Raw genomic sequence first — 18,388 nt, forward strand, 5'->3', positions numbered from 1 at the left:
GCTGGAGTCCTTTAGATTATACAATGAAAGTGCTTTCACAAATAAAAAGGGGGTTCAAAAATGGCAAAAAAGTTTCTCTCTGTACTCTTAATGCTTATCCTGTTAATCGCAGTTGCGGGCTGTGAAAAGGATAAGAAAACTAGCGGTAATGCAGGCGGATCTGGTGATTCGAAAGAAAAAGTAACATTTACTTATTTTAATGCAGCTTCCCCAGGGAAAGACGGAAACACGAATGAAACGACTATCGGGAAAATTTTTGAAGATCAAACAGGTGTTAACTTCAAGACAGAGTACCTAGTTGGTGACATTAACACTAAAATTGGAACAATGATTGCAAGTGGAAAGTATCCAGATGTGCTTGTTCCAGATATCGCAATTGATAAGGTACTAGACGCAGGTGCATTTATTGACCTTACAGAATTGATTGAAGAGCATGGCCCTAATCTTAAAAAATTATACGGACCGCATTGGGATCAAATGAAAGATAAGGATGGAAAGATTAACTTCCTACCATTCGCAGCTAAGCATGGCTATATTAAAGACCCGAATATCACTCAAGGTGCATTTTGGATTCAACGTGGCATTTTAAAAGAAGCTGGTTATCCAAAAATCAAAACATTAGATGAATATTTTGCATTAATTGAAGATTATCAAAAGAAACATCCAGAAGTGAATGGAGCTTCAACCATTGGTTTTACTGCTTTAACTTATGACTGGCGCTTCTTCGCTCTATCTAACGTTCCTAACCATCTAGCAGGATACCCAAATGATGGTGAAGTAATTGTAGATATGAAGACACATAAAACGGATGTATACGCTGATAACGATATTACGAAACGTTATATGAAAAAACTAAATGAACTAAACAACAAAGGCTTATTTGATAAAGAATCATTCGTTGCTAACTACGATGAATATCTTGCAAAACTAGCATCTGGCCGAGTATTAGGATTCTTTGATTACGGCTGGCAGGTTCAACAATCTTTAGATAACCTAAAAGCAGCTGGAAATGACGATTTACGTTATATGCCGCTTCCAATTACATTTGATGGACAAAAGGACCAATATATCGATCCACCGGCATTCATTAATAACCGTGGTGTTGGTATTACTGTAAGTGCTAAAGATCCAGTACGCATTATTAAGTACTTCGATAACATGGCTAAAGAAGAAAACCAAAAGTTAATGTTCTGGGGTATTAAAGATGAGACTTATAGTGTAGATGATAAAGGGAAATTCTTCCAAACACAAGAACAGTATGCAAAAACAAGTGATGAAGATTATCGTGATAAGTCTGGTTTAAATACTTTCGAATATTACTGGCCAATGGGCGACATGCTTTATAGTGACGGAAACGCATGGGTTCCTGGAAAACAGCCTGAAGTTGCTCAAGTAGCTTACACTGATGGTGATAAGGCGATTCTAGAAGCATATGGCGCGAAGGTATTCTCTGATTTATTTGCCGATCCAGACGATCGTCCTTGGTATCCAACATGGAGTGCTGTTATTGAACAAGGCTCTGATGCTCAAATCTTTGGTCAAAGAAAAACTGACTTAACGAAAGTTTACTTCCCTAAATTAGTACTAGCTAAGCCGGGCGACTTTGATAAAGTTTGGGATGAATATATTAAAGAATTTAATACTTTAGACGTAAAAGCTTTAGAAGACTTAATGGATAAGGTAGTAGAAGATCGAATTAAAGCAGCTCCAAAGAAATAGTTTAGTAGAATCTTGAAAAAGCAGGCCGATATCGCCCCATTGGCTATATCGGCCTCTTGCTTTAAAGCTTAACTATCTTAAAATCATAAGCCGCTCCCTTCTTTCGGGAGTAAATAAGGGGGCAGCTTATGATTTTAGGATATAGATTTTTCAGAAGGAGGAGGGGTAAGAATGCAGATTGGTTCCAAAGCAGCAGTAAAAGAGGTAATAAATCCTTCAGTTTCCATCTCTACAAAAACTAAAAAATCCTTCTTTCAGAGGATGATGTCACAAAAAGCATTATTGGCCATGAGTCTGCCATTCTTGGTTTGGTTAGTTATTTTTAAGTATATTCCATTGTGGGGTTGGTCGATTGCCTTTCAGGACTTTAAACCAGCGAGAAGCTTATTGGACCAGGAATGGATAGGGTTAGAACATTTTAAGTTTTTATTCACCGACGATAATTTTTGGCGCGTGCTTCGGAACACAATCGGCATGAGCACGATTAACCTAGTATTAGGGTTCGTTACAGCTATTGGTCTTGCTCTTCTTATAAATGAAATTAGGCATATAAGATTCAAGAAGTCAGTTCAAACCATCAGCTATCTGCCGCACTTTATCTCATGGGTAGTTGCCGCTAGTATTGTCTCTTACAGCCTTTCGCTCGAAAACGGAATCGTTAATATCGTATTGGTAAACTTGGGGATTATTGATGAACCCATTCTATGGCTTGGTAAGGAAAAATGGTTCTGGGTTATCAACGGTTTAACAGAGGTATGGAAGAATGTGGGCTGGAATACGATCATTTACTTAGCAGCAATTACCATGATTGATCCAGAACAATATGAGGCTGCTGATATTGATGGAGCATCTAGATTCCAACGGATTAAACATATTACACTCCCATCTTTACAGCCAACGATTATCATTTTGCTCATCATGAACTTAGGTTATATTTTAGAATCAGGCTTTGAGGCACAGTATTTATTAGGAAATCCTATGAACCTAGCTTACTCAGAAAACCTTGATATTTATGTACTAAAATACGGTATGTCAATGGGGAACTTCTCACTGGCAACGGCTGCCGGGATCTTTAAAACCGTAGTGAGTTTCATCTTCTTATTTACCGCAAACCATATTGCCAAACGATTTGGTCAGCCAAGGCTTTTCTAGGGGGGAACTATATGGCACAGAGACGATTTTTCAAAGCTACTCGACATCACTCCGGTGTAGGCGATTATCTATTTGATATTTTCAATTATACTTTTTTAGTTTTGCTTTGCGTTGTCATGTTATATCCATTTCTTAACCAGCTGGCTGTTTCTTTTAATGAAGCTAGTGATTCGTTACGAGGGGGAATTTACCTATGGCCGCGAGAATTTACTTGGGCAAATTATAAACACGTTTTTGGTGAAGCGAGTATCGTAAATTCGTTCTTTATTTCAGTTTTAAGAACCATAATCGGTACACTAACATCTGTACTAGGTACGGCAATGGTGGCTTATACCATCAGCCGTAAGGATTTCGTTCTAAAGAAATTTGTGACGATTGCATTTGTATTAACGATGTATTTTAACGGTGGATTGATTCCGAACTATCTACTAGTGAAGGAATTAAATTTACTAGATAGTTTTTGGGTTTATATTGTTCCAGGAATCATTGGAGTATTTAATTTAATCGTCATTCGTTCTTTTATTGAAGGAATCCCAGAAAGTTTATTTGAATCTGCAAAAATTGATGGTGCAGGGGATTTTACGATTTTCATCAAGATTGTCCTGCCATTGTCACTGCCGGTATTAGCGACTGTATCATTGTTTGTCGCGGTTTACCAATGGAATTCTTGGTTTGATGTTTTCTTATACAATTCATCAAGCGCGAACTTATCTACCCTTCAATATGAATTAATGAAGATTCTGCAGAATTCAAACGCATCGATGTCGGGTAAAACCGCTGCAGACGCGTTTTCCAATGCCAATGCAAGTGCCAACATGGTTTCACCAACATCTATCAGGGCTACGATGACCATCGTAGCAAGTCTGCCAATCATCATGGTTTACCCATTCTTGCAAAAATATTTTGTTAAAGGGTTAACTTTAGGCGGAGTAAAAGGTTGAAAAAAGAATCAGATGAGCTCTCTCATCTGATTTTTTTAATAAAATAATAGGTTTAAGGAGAGATAAAAAATGGTGGAAACGACAGTAGAAGTTCCTTCTTTATCAAGAGTGTATGAAGAATATTTTAATATTGGTGCGGCGGTTAATTTAACTACAATTAAGTCACAAAAGGATTTATTGAGAAAACATTTTAATAGTATTACAGCCGAAAATGATATGAAGTTTATCGAAATTCAGCCTGCTGAGGGAAAGTTCACATTTGAAAAAGCGGATCAATTGGCAGCTTTTGCTAAGGAACATGGAATGAAGATGCGCGGACATACATTAGTCTGGCATAATCAGACGCCTGAATGGGTATTTCAAAATGCCGATAGAGAAACACTTTTGCAACGAATGAAGGACCATATTACAACGGTCATGCAGAGATACAAAGGAACGATTTTCTGTTGGGATGTTGTAAACGAAGCGGTAACCGATGAGGGTCCAGAATTACTTCGTTCTACAAAATGGTTAGAAATAATCGGAGAGGATTATATCGAAAAGGCATTTGAATTCGCTCATGAGGCAGACCCAGACGCCTTGCTTTTTTACAATGACTATAATGAATCCAATCCGGAAAAACGCGAAAAAATCTTTAAACTTGTGAAATCATTGGTTGATAAGGGTGTTCCGATTCATGGTGTTGGTCTCCAAGCACATTGGAATCTGGTCAATCCAGGTCTCGAAGATATTCGTACTGCAATTGAACGATACGTATCTCTTGGTTTGAAGCTGCACCTGACAGAATTGGATGTCTCTGTCTTCAACTTTGAAGATAAGCGGACTGACCTTACGGAACCAACTCATGAAATGTTAGAGCTGCAGGCTGAAAGATACCACCAAGTATTTCAATTGCTTCGACAATATCAAAATCATATTACTTCTGTAACCTTTTGGGGCGCAGCCGATGATTATACATGGTTAAGTGATTTTCCTGTTAGAGGCAGAAAAAATTGGCCGTTTCTTTTTGACGAAAATCACCAGCCGAAAGAATCTTTTTGGAAGGTTGCTCACTATTAGACATAGATTAGTAGGGAAGTAAGGCAGGAAAGGGAGAATAACCAAATGTTACCTTTGAACCCAAATCTTCAGGGGAAAATTGCCGTCGTAACAGGCGGCGGCGGAGTTCTATGCGGCTGTATGGCTAGAGAATTGGCAAGACAGGGAATGAAAGTAGCTATTTTAAATCGCACCTATGAGAAGGCAGTAAAGGTTGTTGAGGACATCAAGGGTGCCGGTGGTGAGGCAATCGCCATTGAATGTGATGTGCTAAGTGTTGAAAGTGTGAAACGAGCAGAGGAAATTGTTACTGCCGAATTTGGTGTTTGTGATGTCCTTATCAATGGTGCGGGCGGCAATCATCCTAAAGGAATTACTACAAAAGAAATCTTTGAAAAAAATGATTTGTATCGGGATGATATAACAACTTTTTTCGATATGACGCCCGAAGGTTTTGGATACGTCTTCAATTTAAATTTCATTGGTACCCTGATTCCTACCCAAATTTTTGCAAAAAAACTGATTGAAAACCAAGGGACCATTATTAATATTTCTTCGATGAGTGCTCCGAGCCCGATGACGAAAGTACCTGCATATAGTGCAGCGAAATCAGCAATTGAGAACTTTACGAAATGGCTTTCTGTTCATTTTGCTGAAGCTGGACTTCGGGTTAATGCCATTGCACCAGGCTTTTTCTTGACTGAACAAAACCGTGCTCTTTTAACAAATCCAGATGGATCCAATACAGATAGAACCAACAAAATTCTTGCAGGAACGCCAATGAGACGGTTAGGAAAGCCAGAGGATTTACTTGGTACCTTATTATGGCTTGCAGATAAGGAAGCCAGTGGGTTTGTCACCGGTATCAGTGCCCCTGTGGATGGCGGATTCATGGCTTACTCGGGAGTATAAGAACATAAAAAATCACGGGGAAGAACAGCAATTGATTTTCCAAGGGAAGAAAGCCCGTGGTTCAGTTCCATGGAAGGTTACCGCTTCCAAATCTAAGCCGAATGGCTTCCAGGAAAAGGATGAAAAGGCGATATGGATAGAAACAGCAGATCAGCCAGTAGTATCTGCTAAATAATAGGCGTATTAGTTACGCCTATCCCGTGAAAGGGTGTGAACAATGCCAATTACTGTGCAAGATGTAATTGATAAATTAACGGAACCGGTAGAGCACATTCAAAATACTGTGGATACCCTTAAGGCAGGTGACCCGGCAGCTGAAGTAATAGGGATTGCCACAGCCTTTATGGCTACACACAAGGTAATTGAACAAACTATCGCCTTGGGTGCAAACTTGTTGATTACTCATGAAGGTATATACTTCAGCCATCATGACCACACCGAAGACTTGGAAAAGGACCCTGTATATAATGAAAAACGCAGGTTAATTACGGAGTCAGGTCTTGCAATCTATCGTTTCCATGATTATTGGCACCGCTATAAGCCGGATGGGATAATGACTGGATTAATTGAGGCATTAGGCTGGCAATCTCATATTGTAGAAAATCATCCGGCTGCATCCATTGTAAGTATTCCTCCCATGACATTAGCAGAGATATCAGAGCACATAAAACGAAGATTAGGAATCCCGTCTTTACGATTCACAGGAGATTTGGCGATGAAATGTAAGCACATCGGGCTCTTAGCTGGTTATAGAGGCGGAGGAAGTTTATGCATCCCTCTTTTTGAACAGGAAAGTTTGGATCTGATTATATATGGAGAAGGTCCAGAATGGGAAACTCCGGAATATGTGAGAGATGCCAATGATCAAGGAAAGAAAAGAAACCTGATTGTTCTTGGGCATGCGGAAAGTGAACAACCTGGATTGAATTATTTAGCACAATGTCTGCAAACCATGTTTCCAAGTATTCCAACTTATTTTATTCCGGTCGAGCAAGTCTTACAAGTTATATAAATGGTAGTACTTTAATCAAATTGATAGGCGGTGATAAAGGTTGAAAATGGGATTTCGATGGTATGGGGAAGGAAATGATTCAGTAAGTTTAAAACAAATTAAACAAATTCCCGGTGTGGAAACGATTGTTTGGGCCCTTCACGATATGCAGGCTGGAGAAGAATGGCCGATGGAGAAAATCCTTGAAGTAAAGCAGCAAGCTGAACAATATGGTTTTACTATTGATGTGGTTGAAAGTGTAAATGTGCATGAAGACATTAAACTGGGTCTTCCCTCACGAGATCGATATATAGAAAACTATAAAAGAACCATTGAAAAACTGTCTAAAGCAGGTGTAAAGGTAATCTGTTATAACTTTATGCCTGTATTTGACTGGATCCGGACTGATTTATATAAAGAGCTTGAAGATGGTTCCACTGCTTTGTTTTATGAAAAATCTAAGGTCGATAGTATTGATCCAATAGAGTTAGTTAATAAGATTGCGAATAATCCCGACTATACCATGCCTGGCTGGGAACCTGAGCGGTTAGAAAATCTTACTAAACTGTTTGACGCTTATAAGGGTGTAACAGAAGAAGATTTATTTCAACATTTGCGCTATTTCCTGGAGGCGATAATTCCAGTATGTAAAGAGAATGACATTAAAATGGCCATTCATCCTGATGATCCGCCGTGGCCTATTTTTGGATTACCTCGTATTATTACCAATCAAGCGAATATTAAACGAGTGTTAAAGCTTGTTGATAGTCCTTATCATGGAGTAACGCTTTGCAGTGGTTCATTAGGTTCAAATCCAAGTAACAATCTAGTTAACATGGTCAAAGAATTTGCCGGTCGCATTCCATTTGCCCATGTTCGAAATATAAAAGTCTATGAATATGGTGATTTTATTGAGACTTCTCATCGGGGGCAGGATGGGACCGTTGATATTGTCGGGATTATGAAAGCTTATCATGAAAATGGATTTAATGGCTATATAAGACCGGATCACGGAAGACATATTTGGGACGAAAAATGCCGGCCGGGATACGGCTTATATGACAGGGCCCTTGGGATTATGTATCTTTTGGGTATTTGGGATTCATTAGGTAGGCAGTTGCCTTTAACTTAGGAGTCAATCATCCATTGAGGAGGACGAATATTGAAAAGCGCATTTGAAAATATCTCAAGATATATTACGGATTTATACAAGGAAAAACATAAAGAAAGTTATGCCGCTTGGCTACAGTATACAAAGATTGATGACCAAGCAATAGCAGATAAATATGCTCAATGGTGCCGCTGCCTTACTGTTTTAGGAGATTCTGTCGTCATGGAATCCGCTAAGAAGGAACTCATCCAGGGAATTTCCTCTATGCTAGGGATTTTGCCAGATTCTTGCTCGGAACCACAGCAATCTGGTCTGGTGTTAGCTGTTAAGGATCCTATTGGTGATTTAATAGATGTGGATTTTAATCAACTAAATGATGATGGCTATGTTATTAAGACGGTTACATCTGGTCAAAGAAAAACTATTTTTATAGTAGGAAAAAAGGATAAAGGTGTCTTATATGGTACCTTTCACTTTTTACGCCACATGCAAAATAGGGGGGATTTTCAACAGCTAGATATCATTGAAAATCCTAAAAATCAATTACGTATGCTTAACCAGTGGGATAATATGGATGGCAGTATTGAACGAGGTTATGCAGGAAACTCAATTTTCTATAAGGATAACCAATTTACTCAAGATCTTAATAGAATCGAAGATTATGCAAGACTTCTTGCTTCAGTTGGAATTAATGGAATTGCTATTAATAACGTAAATGTTCACCAGGTTGAGACGAATTTAATCACGGCCACCATGCTGCCTAAAGTATTAGAAGTTGCTGGCATTTTTAGAGCTTATGGAATCACCACATTCTTAAGTGTTAACTATGCTAGTACGATCCCAATTGGAAATTTATCTACAGCTGATCCACTGGACCCTGAGGTTCGACAATGGTGGAAAGAGAAGACAGAAGAGATTTACAGCTATATTCCAGACTTCGGTGGGTTCTTAGTAAAAGCTGATTCAGAACACCGCCCTGGACCATTTACATATGGCCGAAATCATGCAGATGGAGCCAACATGCTTGCTGAAGCACTTCAGCCTTTTAATGGAATCGTGCTTTGGAGATGTTTCGTTTACAACTGCCTTCAAGATTGGCGTGACCGTTCCACAGATCGGGCAAGAGCAGCATACGACCATTTCAAACCGTTAGACGGCCAGTTCCATTCCAATGTTATTTTACAGATTAAGAATGGTCCAATGGATTTCCAAGTTCGTGAAGGTGTCTCTCCATTATTTGGTGCCATGGAAAAAACGAATCAAATGTTGGAATTCCAAGTGACTCAAGAATATACAGGACAACAAAGACATCTTTGTTATCTCGTTCCGCAATGGAAGGAAATCCTTGATTTCGACACGTATGCAAAAGGTAAGGGCTCAGAGGTCAAAAAGGTCGTGGATGGCTCCCTGTTTCAAAACAGATACAGCGGAATTACTGCTGTTTCTAATATTGGAGGTGATTATAATTGGACCGGGCATACCCTGGCCCAAGCTAATCTGTACGGCTTTGGACGCTTGACATGGAATCCAGATCTTTCAGCTGAAAAAATCACGGATGAATGGATTGGTCAAACCTTTGGTGATGATCAATTGGTTAAAAAGCTGGTAAGCAAAATGCTATTAAAATCATGGAGTATCTATGAAAAATATACGTCACCACTAGGTGTTGGCTGGATGGTAAACCCACATCATCATTATGGTCCAAATGTTGATGGGTATGAATATGACGTTTGGGGAACGTACCATTTTGCGGATTGGGAAGGAATTGGAGTGGACAGGACTGTAAAAATAGGAACTGGATACACCTCTCAATATTTTAAAGAAAATGCTGATATGTATGAAAGCCTTGAAACCTGCCCGGATGAATTGCTGTTATTTTTCCATCATGTCCCTTACACACATAAGCTGAAATCTGGTGTAACGGTGATTCAACATATCTATAATACTCACTTTGAGGGAGTAGAAGAGGCTGAGGAATTAGTTGAAACTTGGTTACAGCTTAAGGATAGGATTGATCAAGAGCGATTTGATGATATCTTGAACAAATTACAAGAACAAGCAAATCATTCGAAGGAATGGCGGGATATTATAAACACTTATTTTTATAGGAAATCAGGAATCAAGGATGAGTTAAATAGAAAAATTTATTAGTAAATCTGTTTGATAGAATAAGGAGGAGCAGTTGTTTTGTCACTAATCGTTCATCCTTTACCTATCTTGAACGTAAATAATTGGAGGGTTCATTCAAATGACGAAAAATAATGCTCTAGGAACCAACGTGATTGCGCAAATTGGTATTCTTGTTCATGATATTGAAAAAACAAGCCAGAACTATGCTGATTTCTTTGGAATCGAAAAACCCGAATGGAGTTTAACCGATACATTGGAACGTGCAAAAACAGAGTTTGAGGGGAATCCGACTGAGGCTCGTGCAAAACTAGCATTCTTTGATATGGGCTCTCTTCAATTAGAATTAATCGAACCGGACCAAAATCCAAGTACTTGGCGGAAGCATTTGGATGAACACGGCGAAGGCCCTCACCATATTGCTTTTTTCATAGAAGGAATGAAAGAAAAAATTGCCATTATGGAAAGCAAACAAATGCCCTTATTGCAAAAAGGTGAATACACCGGTGGAAGATACGCGTACATGGACACATTCAAAGACCTAAAAATTATCATGGAATTGTTGGAAAACGATAAATAAGTAGGCTTGGAGGAGGTACTAGAAAGGTACCCCTCTCCTTATTAATTAATAAAGGTGGGATAAAAGATGAGGATTTTGATAACTGGTGCAAATAGAGGTCTAGGATTGGCTTTATCACAGGTTGGAGCAGAAAGAGGTCATCAAATTCTTGCTGGAGTCAGAGATCTCCAAAAAAGCGAAGAAAGTCTAACACAATCTGAAATTTATAAATCAATTTCACTGCTGCCTTTAGATGTAACAGATGAAGAATCTGTTACTTCAGCTGCTAATACCGTGAAAGAAAACTTTGGATTCATTGATGCAATCATTAATAATGCAGGGATTTTGCTAGAACGTGATAAACAGCTCGAGGAATTGGATCTTGACCAAGTGAAAGTAACGTTCGATGTCAATTTCTTTGGTCCTATAAGAGTGGTAAAACATTTCCTTCCTCTTTTAATGATGGGTGATCGTTCATCGATCATCAACATTTCTTCGGAAGCCGGAAGCATGTCCAATGCTTATGGAGGTGACTATGCATATGCTTCTTCTAAAACAGCATTGAACATGTTCACACAGCAATTAAATCAGTATGTAAGAAGTAAAAACATAAACGTTTACTCTATACATCCTGGATGGATAAAGACAGATATGGGCGGCGACCGTGCACCAGGGGACCCAATGGATACAGCCAAAGGAATATTTGACATTATTGAAGGAAAACGAGAGATTGACAATCAAAATGTTTTTATCACCTATGAAGGGCAGCCAATGCCATTATAACAAAGATAAAGAGTGGTGAATGAGTTGATTAGATTAGTAGCAGTGCTTGGCGATTATTATCATTCGCATGAATGGGCGAAACAAACACTTGAAACTGCTTTTAACTTTGGTAAGCAAGACGTGCAAATTGACTATTGCCATCCTGAACAATTACCTGAAGTACTTGGGACTAAGCCAGAAGCGGTGATTCTTTTTAAAGAAAATAGATACAATCCTAAGGACAAAAACCCAGAGACATGGATGACAGAAGAACTCTCATTACTCATTACAAATTATGTTGAGAATGGCGGGAGCTGGCCTGCATGGCATTCTGGCTTAGCGTCATATCCTGTTGCAGGATCTTATGTAAAAATGTTAAAAGGGTCTTTTTTGTATCACCCTGAAAAGCAACAGATAGTCCATTACAAAGCTTCAGAAGGGAATGCTGTCGTTCCAAGTTCCACTTCATTTGAAATTGTTGATGAACATTATTTTGTTGATTGTGATAAGGAAAATACAAATGTATTGCTTGTCTCTGAGTCCATTGATGGTCAATCTGAGGCAGGGTGGTTCCATTGTTATGGAGAGGGAAAAGTATGTTGTTTAACACCTGCTCATAATAAAGACGGATTATTGAACGAGAATTTTTTGATTGTCTTGAGAAACTGTTTAAACTGGCTAATTTTAAAATAAAAATAGTGATCTGCTAATACTCTTATATACTGTATTAGTTCCAGATTATGGGGAAACTAACATATAAAACAGTAAGGAGTGAAACGGAATGTTCATCCAAGGATCAATCATAGCAGGAGAATTTGATTCTTCTTTAAATGAATTTGCTATACAACAAGTGAAACATTTTGAAACAGTATCGATTCTTAATGAAAACCAATTGAACCAAATCTACCATTACCTTAAAAGAAACCAACACCAAGAGGATGGACAAATCATTACGCTATACGATCAAATGCCGATTAGATTATCTCAAGAAGAAATTAACCAATTTATTGATGATTTAGAAAAAGTTAAGTTGATGTATCAATAACTGACTAATGACTTCTTTATAATTCCATTGTGTTGACGTTTTTGTATGTATATTGGAAGATGTAAAAAGCTTACTCAAATGAGTAAGCTTAAGCTCCCTTATAAACACTATCACATGTTCCGGCTTTTGGTTCATAATAACAATGCTGTTTAAACTGACCCGAATGAGGCTGACCGTACCATGTTGGCGGGCATGGAGCATATGGATTAAAATACCAAAGGGCAAATTTTGATGGGTGTTCTCTCCAATAATCCAAATTCTGTTTTGCTAATCTTTTTTCAGCTGATCTTGCTCTTTGATAAAACACATTCCCTTTTTGAACAGCTTCAAAAGAAAAATTTCCTCCTTGGACATGAAAAATGACATCGTTAACGTTTCTTAGATCTTTAAAGTCTAAACATTCTGCTTTAACACGATTAACAATGACATTTCCAACCATTAACATTCCCTGTTTTCCTTCACCCTCAGCTTCTGCCCTCATCATCCTTGCCATTAAGTCTACGTCTGAACTTCTGTAATTAATTCTTGGCATTTTCTCACCCCAAAAATATAGTATGGAAAAGAGCCTGTATTGATGACATTGTTTATAATCAAAGAATTTTAATGCACCATCATCCTATTGGTGTCAGTATCTCTTTCTCAAGAATATCTAGAAATAGCTGAATCGATGGATTCAAATTGTTTTTCTTCCAAGCAATCACGAGTTCACAATCGCTATCCAAAGCACCATCGATTTCTACAAAACGTAGTGAAGAACTTGATACACCTTCGAAACTTTTTGGCAGTATGGAGATTCCGATTTCGGATTCAACCAGGACTGGAACAGTATCCACAAATCTTGGTTGACTTACAATTCTGGGTGTGAAGCCGCTTTGTTCACACAGATGTACAATAAAGTCATAAGAACCTACGGGAGAAGCATGGCGGTTATGTATAATAAAGGGCTCATTTGCCAGTTCTGAGAGTTTAATCTTCTTATGACCAGAAAGGGGATGATTTTTGTGCATGACGATACAATACGGCTCTCTAGCCACAGACTGGATCTCGATTTCTTCAATTCTATCTAATCCAGCTGGCAATGTTAAAGCTATATCAATCTCACCTTCTTCTAATGATTCTTTTAGCATTTTACTAGGAAAGTGGTTCAGGTAAAGTTCCACTTTTGGATGAATCTCACGGAATTGCTTGATAACGTTTGGTAAAAAACTTCGGACATGAACACTTAGAAAACCAATGGAAAGGCTGCCAATGACACCAGCATCTGTTTGTTTTGCTTTTTCAATTGCCCCAGAAGTTTTTTCAACGATTTCAATTGCTTCTTTTAAAAAGACGGACCCTGCGGGAGTTAACTGAACCGATCTTTTGTTTCTAATAAAAAGTTTTAAGCCTAATTGCTGTTCCAAATCAGCAATTTGATGGCTGATAGCTGATTGAGCAACGTAAAGCTGATTAGCTGCCTTGGTAAAGTTTAAATACTCCGCTACTGTAATAAAATAACGTAATTGTCGAATATCCATATGGTCCCTCACTTGCCATATATTTTTAATTATTTTAACATATGATTAACATAAAAGACGAAATACTTAAAGTTTTCTTAAAATAATCCTAATAATATCAAATTCGGATTACAGAAATCGAAATCCTATATTTCCATTTATGTTTGAACCGTATTATGGTTAATGTGAAAGCGCTTAAAACTAGTCGTTGGGATAGGAGTGTGGTTAGATGAGCCTGCAAATTGTTGGCAAACTGCCAAATGAAAAAAAACCGTATTTTATTAGAAATGGAGAGGGCGAACGTTATCTCTTTGGTACTCAAGTTGCGTCCATTGTTGCGACAACTGCAAGTACCGGTGACAAGATGGAAATTGTACAGATATCAGGTGGTAAAGGAGATTATTTTCCGGCACATGTTCATGAAAAAGCTCATGAAGGTATCGTTGTACTTGACGGCAGACTAGAAGTAGAGCTAAATGGACAAGTTCATTTGTTGACAGCAGGCGACTATGTACACATCCCGGCAGGTACGGTTCATGCTTATTGGCTGCAGAGTCATCGAACACGCTTTTGGTCGTTCACGATGAACGGTAATCTAGCAAAATTATACTCTCTCATCGGAGTGCCATTTGATAGATTTGAACGTCCGCCTGTTTCGCAGAATCCCTTAGTTGCGGAAAGTTTTTCCGATCTTCCTGATGATATTGATATTAAATTTGCTCCTAGACAACAAACAAACGGGTTACCTCAGTTGGTTAAAGGCGGTACAATACCTGACTTGGTTCAACCATATGTGCTAGAGGCAGGGGAAGGAATCCATCTTCTTAGCGGGGATACAGTTCATTCTCTACTAACCACGAAAGAGGCTGCAGATGGTCAATTTCTTGCGCTTGTATCGGAAGGACCAAAGGGACTGCCAATCGGTGAGCACGCGCATGAGTATACAAACGAAACATTTATGTGTTTACAAGGACAAATGACACTTTGGGTGGATGGGGAAGAGTTACACTTGCTCCCGGGGGATTTTGCTTATGTACCAGCGAAAACACCGCATCGCTTCCGTTGTGATGCCCATTATACGAAGTTTTTAGGTGTGTTAACTCCTGGGCAATTTGAAGATTTCTTCCGAATTCTTGGCGACCCATACGAATATCCGATTTTTCCAAGTGAGCCGGCGGCCTATCGATTTAATCGGGTTATTCAGCGAATTGAAGAGCTGGATTTGATTTTACTTGGGAAACCTCCAGCCCCTCCTGCTGCAGTAGAAGAGGTTAATCATTAATGGTGTATGACGTAAAGGTTGTTTGTGACCTCGAGTTTGCCGCACCTGATGGAAAACCATTATTATTAGATCTTTATTTACCAATTGGGGCAGATAAACCCTTACCGGTAATTGTTTGGCTGCATGGGGGCGGCTGGAGAATTGGCGATCGAAAACTAGGTCCTGATTTTCGGGTACGGTTTGCTGAACGTGGATATGCAATGGCAAGTATCGAGTATCGTTTAAGCGGAGAGGCTCTTTTTCCAGCACAAATTCATGATGTGAAGGCTGCTATTCGCTGGCTGCGCTCTTCGGCAGTTGAATTTGGTCTAGATAGTGGCAGGATAGGGCTATGGGGCTCGTCCGCTGGAGGTCATTTAGCTGCACTGGCCGGTACAACAGGTGAAGGGATTCTCGAGGATTTAGGATTAGGATGTGCGGATTTTAGCAGTGACGTACAAGCTGTTGTAGATGGATATGGACCTACTGACTTTTTGCAAATGGATGCATATAGCCATAAGGAGATCGCTTTATCTAGTGATCCTGAGTCAGATTTACTGCAACCGACTCTACAACATGAAGACAAGAATTCTCCTGAGTCACAATTACTTGGAGCACCAATCCTATCTGTTCCGTATCTGGTCAAGAAAGCGAATCCTATTACTTATATTAAAAACGGTTTGCCGGCATTTCTAATTATGCATGGGTTAAGTGATACAGCAGTGGCTCCTCACCAAAGTGAACTGATTTATCAAGCTCTTATTGCTAAAGGAAATGAAGCGGCCCTCTGTCTTATTGAAGGTTTAGGACACGCATTTTTTAATAAAAATGAATTGGATGATAACGGACCGTATTCTGCCTCCATTCGCAGGGCGGGAGATGGAGAAACCGAGTATATCCGCAATCGTGAAATTAAAATATTTGAGATGGTAGAAGAATTTTTTCAAAAACATCTTTTGGGAAGCTGACTAATTTATTCCCACGCGGACTTAATTCGGTACGGTAAAGGGAATTGTTAGCTGAGTGGTAACCCAAGAGTTGTTTTGGTTACCTCTAATGGGAAAATAATGACTGTGTGGTAACCAAAGTACCGTTTTGGTTACCTCAAAAACGAAGAAGCTGGCTTTGAGGTAACCAAAGAGTCGTTTTAGTTCCCGCTAAAACGAAAATACAGGCTTAATGGTAACCAAAGACCTTCGATCTGATAAAGAACCAAAACTCCGCAACTAAAGCGGGGTTATTTTTTTGTAAAAAAACTTCAATTATCTGAAATTCCGATTTGTCAAATACAATCTGTGTATTTCAAAAAAGTTTCTCCGTCCTTTATCATGAATTTATAGATAGCAAAACGCTAGGAGGAATTCACATGAAATTACTAACATATTTAACCAATGATCAGCCTTTACGTCTAGGAGTCTTAGTAGATGAAAATACGATTGTTGATCCACAGCAAGCCTATATTGAACTTTTAAAGGAGCAAGGGCAGGAGAGAGCGGAAGAGATTGCAAACGCTTTATTGCCGCATAATCCAACAGAATTTATTGCTAATGGTGACCTGGCACTTCAAACAGCTAAGCAAGCAATCTCTTTTGCCTTAGAAAATAAACAAGAGTCTTCAGCTGTTTATCAGTATGACAATGTACAAATTGGAGCGCCTGTATTAAAACCGAACAAGATCATTTGCGTTGGTTTAAATTACAAGAATCATATTATTGAAATGAATCGTGAATTCCCAGAACATCCGGTTGTTTTTGCCAAATTTGCAACAGCGATTGCAGGGCCAAATGATGTCTTTCCACTCAATTCAAATTTAACTAAAAAGCTAGATTACGAGGCTGAGTTGGCGTTTGTCATTGGAAAAACCGGAAAGGACATTGCCTATGATGAAGCACTGGACTATGTCTATGGGTACACGGTTGCCAATGATATAACAGCACGCGATATGCAAAAAAGAACCATTCAATGGCTGCAAGGTAAGACATTGGATAAGAGTCTTCCTTTAGGCCCAGTGTTAGTAACAAAGGATGAAATCCCTAATCCACACTCCCTTGATATTTCTTTAACCGTTAATGGTGAAGTGAGACAGAACTCAAATACTGAACAGTTGTTGTTCAATGTCAATCACCTAATTAAATTCTTATCCGGGATCTTTACGCTTGAGCCAGGTGATGTTATTTGTACGGGTACACCAGGCGGGGTAGGAGAAGCTCAGAATAAATTTCTTCGAGATGGGGATGTCGTTAAAGTTGAAATCTCTGGAATTGGAGCCATTGAAACGGTCATTAAAGAGGTGAGCCAATCATGAATCACGAACCAATAAGGGATATTGCCCACTTGGCTCATATCGAATTGCTTACACCAAAGCCAAACGAAAGTCTAACCTTTTTCAAAGAATTATTAGGGATGGAAGTAGTTCATAGTGAGGGACAATCTGTTTTCCTCCGAGGCTGGGGGGACCAACCGTTATATAGCTTGAAGCTAACGGAAGCGAAGCAAGCTGGTTTAGGACATGTAGCGATGAGAACCTTTTCTCCTTTTGCACTCGAACAACGTGCTCTAGATATTGAAAAAAATGGATTCGGATTGGGATGGAGAGATGGGGATTACGGGCACGGTCGCTCCTATCAATTCACAGATGCAGATGGACATAATCTAGAAATCTATTATGAAGCAGAAAAATATATTACACCGGATCACTTAAAGCCTGGATTGAAAAATATGCCTGCGAAATACGCGGCTAAAGGTGCATCGGTTACACAGCTGGATCATATCAATTTGTTTAGCTCTGATGTAGACGCTGATAGCCTATTCTTCCGCAATCAACTAGGTTTCAAACTGAGTGAACAGGCGATAACAGATGATGGGAAACAAACAACAGCTTGGCTTCATGTTACGAATAAATCTTATGACCTCGCCATCTCACATGATAAATCTGGCAATAAAGGACGTTTTCACCATGCGGCATTCAAAGTAGAAAATCCTGAAATGGTTCTTCGAGCAGCAGACGTGTTTTTAGATAACGGAATATTCATTGAAGCTCCACCGAATAAACATGTTGCCGGTCAAACGATGTTTGTCTATGTATATGAGCCAGGAGGCAATCGAATTGAGGTATGCGCGGGCGGTTTTCTCATCTTCTCGCCAGATTGGGAAACCGTAACTTGGACGCCTGAAGAACGTAAAAAAGGGTTAGCATGGGGAACTCCGCTGCCATCAACATTTCATACTTATGGAACACCCGATATTCGCAAATAGATAAACAGGGGGATGGGAA

At 39.1% G+C, this 18,388-nt stretch carries 18 protein-coding genes and 1 pseudogene; 17 read left to right on the top strand and 2 right to left on the bottom strand.

Features of this window, described 5'->3' with window-relative positions:
- Nucleotides 1-60 precede the first annotated feature (60 nt).
- The 13 genes and pseudogenes from F4694_RS15845 (at nt 61) to F4694_RS15905 (ending at nt 12,357) form a co-directional block, all read left to right on the top strand.
- On the top strand, nt 61-1,719 hold the full coding sequence (locus tag F4694_RS15845) for an ABC transporter substrate-binding protein (RefSeq protein ID WP_179599619.1): 1,659 nt from the start codon (nt 61-63) through the stop codon (nt 1,717-1,719).
- A 171-nt stretch (nt 1,720-1,890) separates the two neighbouring features.
- On the top strand, nt 1,891-2,871 hold the full coding sequence (locus F4694_RS15850; protein ID WP_257029257.1) for an ABC transporter permease: 981 nt from the start codon (nt 1,891-1,893) through the stop codon (nt 2,869-2,871).
- Between the two features lie 11 nt (nt 2,872-2,882).
- On the top strand, nt 2,883-3,812 hold the full coding sequence (locus F4694_RS15855; protein ID WP_179599621.1) for a carbohydrate ABC transporter permease: 930 nt from the start codon (nt 2,883-2,885) through the stop codon (nt 3,810-3,812).
- Between the two features lie 69 nt (nt 3,813-3,881).
- Entirely contained in the window at nt 3,882-4,871 is a 990-nt protein-coding gene (locus F4694_RS15860) for an endo-1,4-beta-xylanase (protein WP_179599623.1), read from the top strand.
- Nucleotides 4,872-4,916: 45 nt separating this feature from the next.
- Entirely contained in the window at nt 4,917-5,762 is an 846-nt protein-coding gene (locus F4694_RS15865; protein ID WP_179599625.1) for an SDR family oxidoreductase, read from the top strand.
- 10 nt (nt 5,763-5,772) lie between these two features.
- Nucleotides 5,773-5,889, top strand: a pseudogene (locus F4694_RS15870) (Gfo/Idh/MocA family protein); the annotation flags it as partial.
- Nucleotides 5,890-5,979: 90 nt separating this feature from the next.
- Nucleotides 5,980-6,774, top strand: coding sequence for a Nif3-like dinuclear metal center hexameric protein (locus tag F4694_RS15875; RefSeq protein WP_179599627.1), 795 nt, complete (start codon nt 5,980-5,982; stop codon nt 6,772-6,774).
- A gap of 40 nt (nt 6,775-6,814) precedes the next feature.
- Nucleotides 6,815-7,885 carry a mannonate dehydratase gene (gene uxuA / locus F4694_RS15880; protein WP_179599629.1) on the top strand — a complete coding sequence of 357 codons (1,071 nt, stop codon included), beginning with the start codon at nt 6,815-6,817 and terminating at the stop codon, nt 7,883-7,885.
- A 63-nt stretch (nt 7,886-7,948) separates the two neighbouring features.
- A complete protein-coding gene (locus F4694_RS15885; RefSeq protein ID WP_179599763.1) occupies nt 7,949-10,015 on the top strand; it encodes an alpha-glucuronidase family glycosyl hydrolase in 2,067 nt (688 codons plus the stop codon).
- A gap of 97 nt (nt 10,016-10,112) precedes the next feature.
- Nucleotides 10,113-10,571 carry a VOC family protein gene (locus F4694_RS15890; protein ID WP_179599631.1) on the top strand — a complete coding sequence of 153 codons (459 nt, stop codon included), beginning with the start codon at nt 10,113-10,115 and terminating at the stop codon, nt 10,569-10,571.
- Between the two features lie 66 nt (nt 10,572-10,637).
- Nucleotides 10,638-11,333 (top strand): SDR family oxidoreductase, encoded by a 696-nt coding sequence (locus F4694_RS15895; protein ID WP_179599633.1) that lies wholly within the window; start codon nt 10,638-10,640, stop codon nt 11,331-11,333.
- 15 nt (nt 11,334-11,348) lie between these two features.
- Nucleotides 11,349-12,005 (top strand): ThuA domain-containing protein, encoded by a 657-nt coding sequence (locus tag F4694_RS15900; protein ID WP_308806352.1) that lies wholly within the window; start codon nt 11,349-11,351, stop codon nt 12,003-12,005.
- 88 nt (nt 12,006-12,093) lie between these two features.
- Complete coding sequence (locus F4694_RS15905; protein ID WP_179599637.1) at nt 12,094-12,357, top strand: hypothetical protein; 264 nt, start codon at nt 12,094-12,096, stop codon at nt 12,355-12,357.
- Between the two features lie 88 nt (nt 12,358-12,445).
- Here F4694_RS15905 and F4694_RS15910 read toward each other — a convergent pair whose 3' ends face one another.
- Together F4694_RS15910 and F4694_RS15915 are read right to left on the bottom strand one after the other, a co-directional pair.
- Nucleotides 12,446-12,889: a cell wall hydrolase gene (locus F4694_RS15910; protein ID WP_179599639.1), complete on the bottom strand. Its 444-nt coding sequence runs from the start codon at nt 12,887-12,889 to the stop codon at nt 12,446-12,448.
- 79 nt (nt 12,890-12,968) lie between these two features.
- A complete protein-coding gene (locus F4694_RS15915) occupies nt 12,969-13,874 on the bottom strand; it encodes a LysR family transcriptional regulator (RefSeq protein WP_179599641.1) in 906 nt (301 codons plus the stop codon).
- 208 nt (nt 13,875-14,082) lie between these two features.
- Between F4694_RS15915 and F4694_RS15920 the strand changes: the two genes are divergently transcribed.
- The 4 genes from F4694_RS15920 (at nt 14,083) to F4694_RS15935 (ending at nt 18,369) form a co-directional block, all read left to right on the top strand.
- Nucleotides 14,083-15,135: a quercetin 2,3-dioxygenase gene (locus F4694_RS15920; protein WP_179599643.1), complete on the top strand. Its 1,053-nt coding sequence runs from the start codon at nt 14,083-14,085 to the stop codon at nt 15,133-15,135.
- Complete coding sequence (locus tag F4694_RS15925) at nt 15,135-16,082, top strand: alpha/beta hydrolase (RefSeq protein WP_179599645.1); 948 nt, start codon at nt 15,135-15,137, stop codon at nt 16,080-16,082. The genes F4694_RS15920 and F4694_RS15925 overlap by 1 nt, the downstream gene beginning before the upstream one ends.
- 398 nt (nt 16,083-16,480) lie before the next feature.
- Complete coding sequence (locus F4694_RS15930; RefSeq protein WP_179599647.1) at nt 16,481-17,419, top strand: fumarylacetoacetate hydrolase family protein; 939 nt, start codon at nt 16,481-16,483, stop codon at nt 17,417-17,419.
- Nucleotides 17,416-18,369, top strand: coding sequence for a VOC family protein (locus F4694_RS15935; RefSeq protein ID WP_179599649.1), 954 nt, complete (start codon nt 17,416-17,418; stop codon nt 18,367-18,369). The genes F4694_RS15930 and F4694_RS15935 overlap by 4 nt, the downstream gene beginning before the upstream one ends.
- Nucleotides 18,370-18,388: the final 19 nt, after the last annotated feature.

Origin of the sequence: Neobacillus driksii, from assembly GCF_013409995.1 — a bacterium.
GTDB classification, from domain to species: Bacteria; Bacillota; Bacilli; order Bacillales; family Cytobacillaceae; genus Neobacillus; species Neobacillus driksii.

Excerpts from the sequence above, each read along its gene's own strand:
- F4694_RS15845 (WP_179599619.1), top strand. The coding sequence starts at position 61 with ATGGCAAAAAAGTTTCTCTCTGTACTCTTAATGCTTATCCTGTTAATC.
- F4694_RS15850 (WP_257029257.1), top strand. The coding sequence starts at position 1,891 with ATGCAGATTGGTTCCAAAGCAGCAGTAAAAGAGGTAATAAATCCTTCA.
- F4694_RS15855 (WP_179599621.1), top strand. The coding sequence starts at position 2,883 with ATGGCACAGAGACGATTTTTCAAAGCTACTCGACATCACTCCGGTGTA.
- F4694_RS15860 (WP_179599623.1), top strand. The coding sequence starts at position 3,882 with ATGGTGGAAACGACAGTAGAAGTTCCTTCTTTATCAAGAGTGTATGAA.
- F4694_RS15865 (WP_179599625.1), top strand. The coding sequence starts at position 4,917 with ATGTTACCTTTGAACCCAAATCTTCAGGGGAAAATTGCCGTCGTAACA.
- F4694_RS15875 (WP_179599627.1), top strand. The coding sequence starts at position 5,980 with ATGCCAATTACTGTGCAAGATGTAATTGATAAATTAACGGAACCGGTA.
- F4694_RS15890 (WP_179599631.1), top strand. The coding sequence starts at position 10,113 with ATGACGAAAAATAATGCTCTAGGAACCAACGTGATTGCGCAAATTGGT.
- F4694_RS15895 (WP_179599633.1), top strand. The coding sequence starts at position 10,638 with ATGAGGATTTTGATAACTGGTGCAAATAGAGGTCTAGGATTGGCTTTA.
- F4694_RS15905 (WP_179599637.1), top strand. The coding sequence starts at position 12,094 with ATGTTCATCCAAGGATCAATCATAGCAGGAGAATTTGATTCTTCTTTA.
- F4694_RS15910 (WP_179599639.1), bottom strand. The coding sequence starts at position 12,889 with ATGCCAAGAATTAATTACAGAAGTTCAGACGTAGACTTAATGGCAAGG.
- F4694_RS15915 (WP_179599641.1), bottom strand. The coding sequence starts at position 13,874 with ATGGATATTCGACAATTACGTTATTTTATTACAGTAGCGGAGTATTTA.
- F4694_RS15920 (WP_179599643.1), top strand. The coding sequence starts at position 14,083 with ATGAGCCTGCAAATTGTTGGCAAACTGCCAAATGAAAAAAAACCGTAT.
- F4694_RS15925 (WP_179599645.1), top strand. The coding sequence starts at position 15,135 with ATGGTGTATGACGTAAAGGTTGTTTGTGACCTCGAGTTTGCCGCACCT.
- F4694_RS15930 (WP_179599647.1), top strand. The coding sequence starts at position 16,481 with ATGAAATTACTAACATATTTAACCAATGATCAGCCTTTACGTCTAGGA.
- F4694_RS15935 (WP_179599649.1), top strand. The coding sequence starts at position 17,416 with ATGAATCACGAACCAATAAGGGATATTGCCCACTTGGCTCATATCGAA.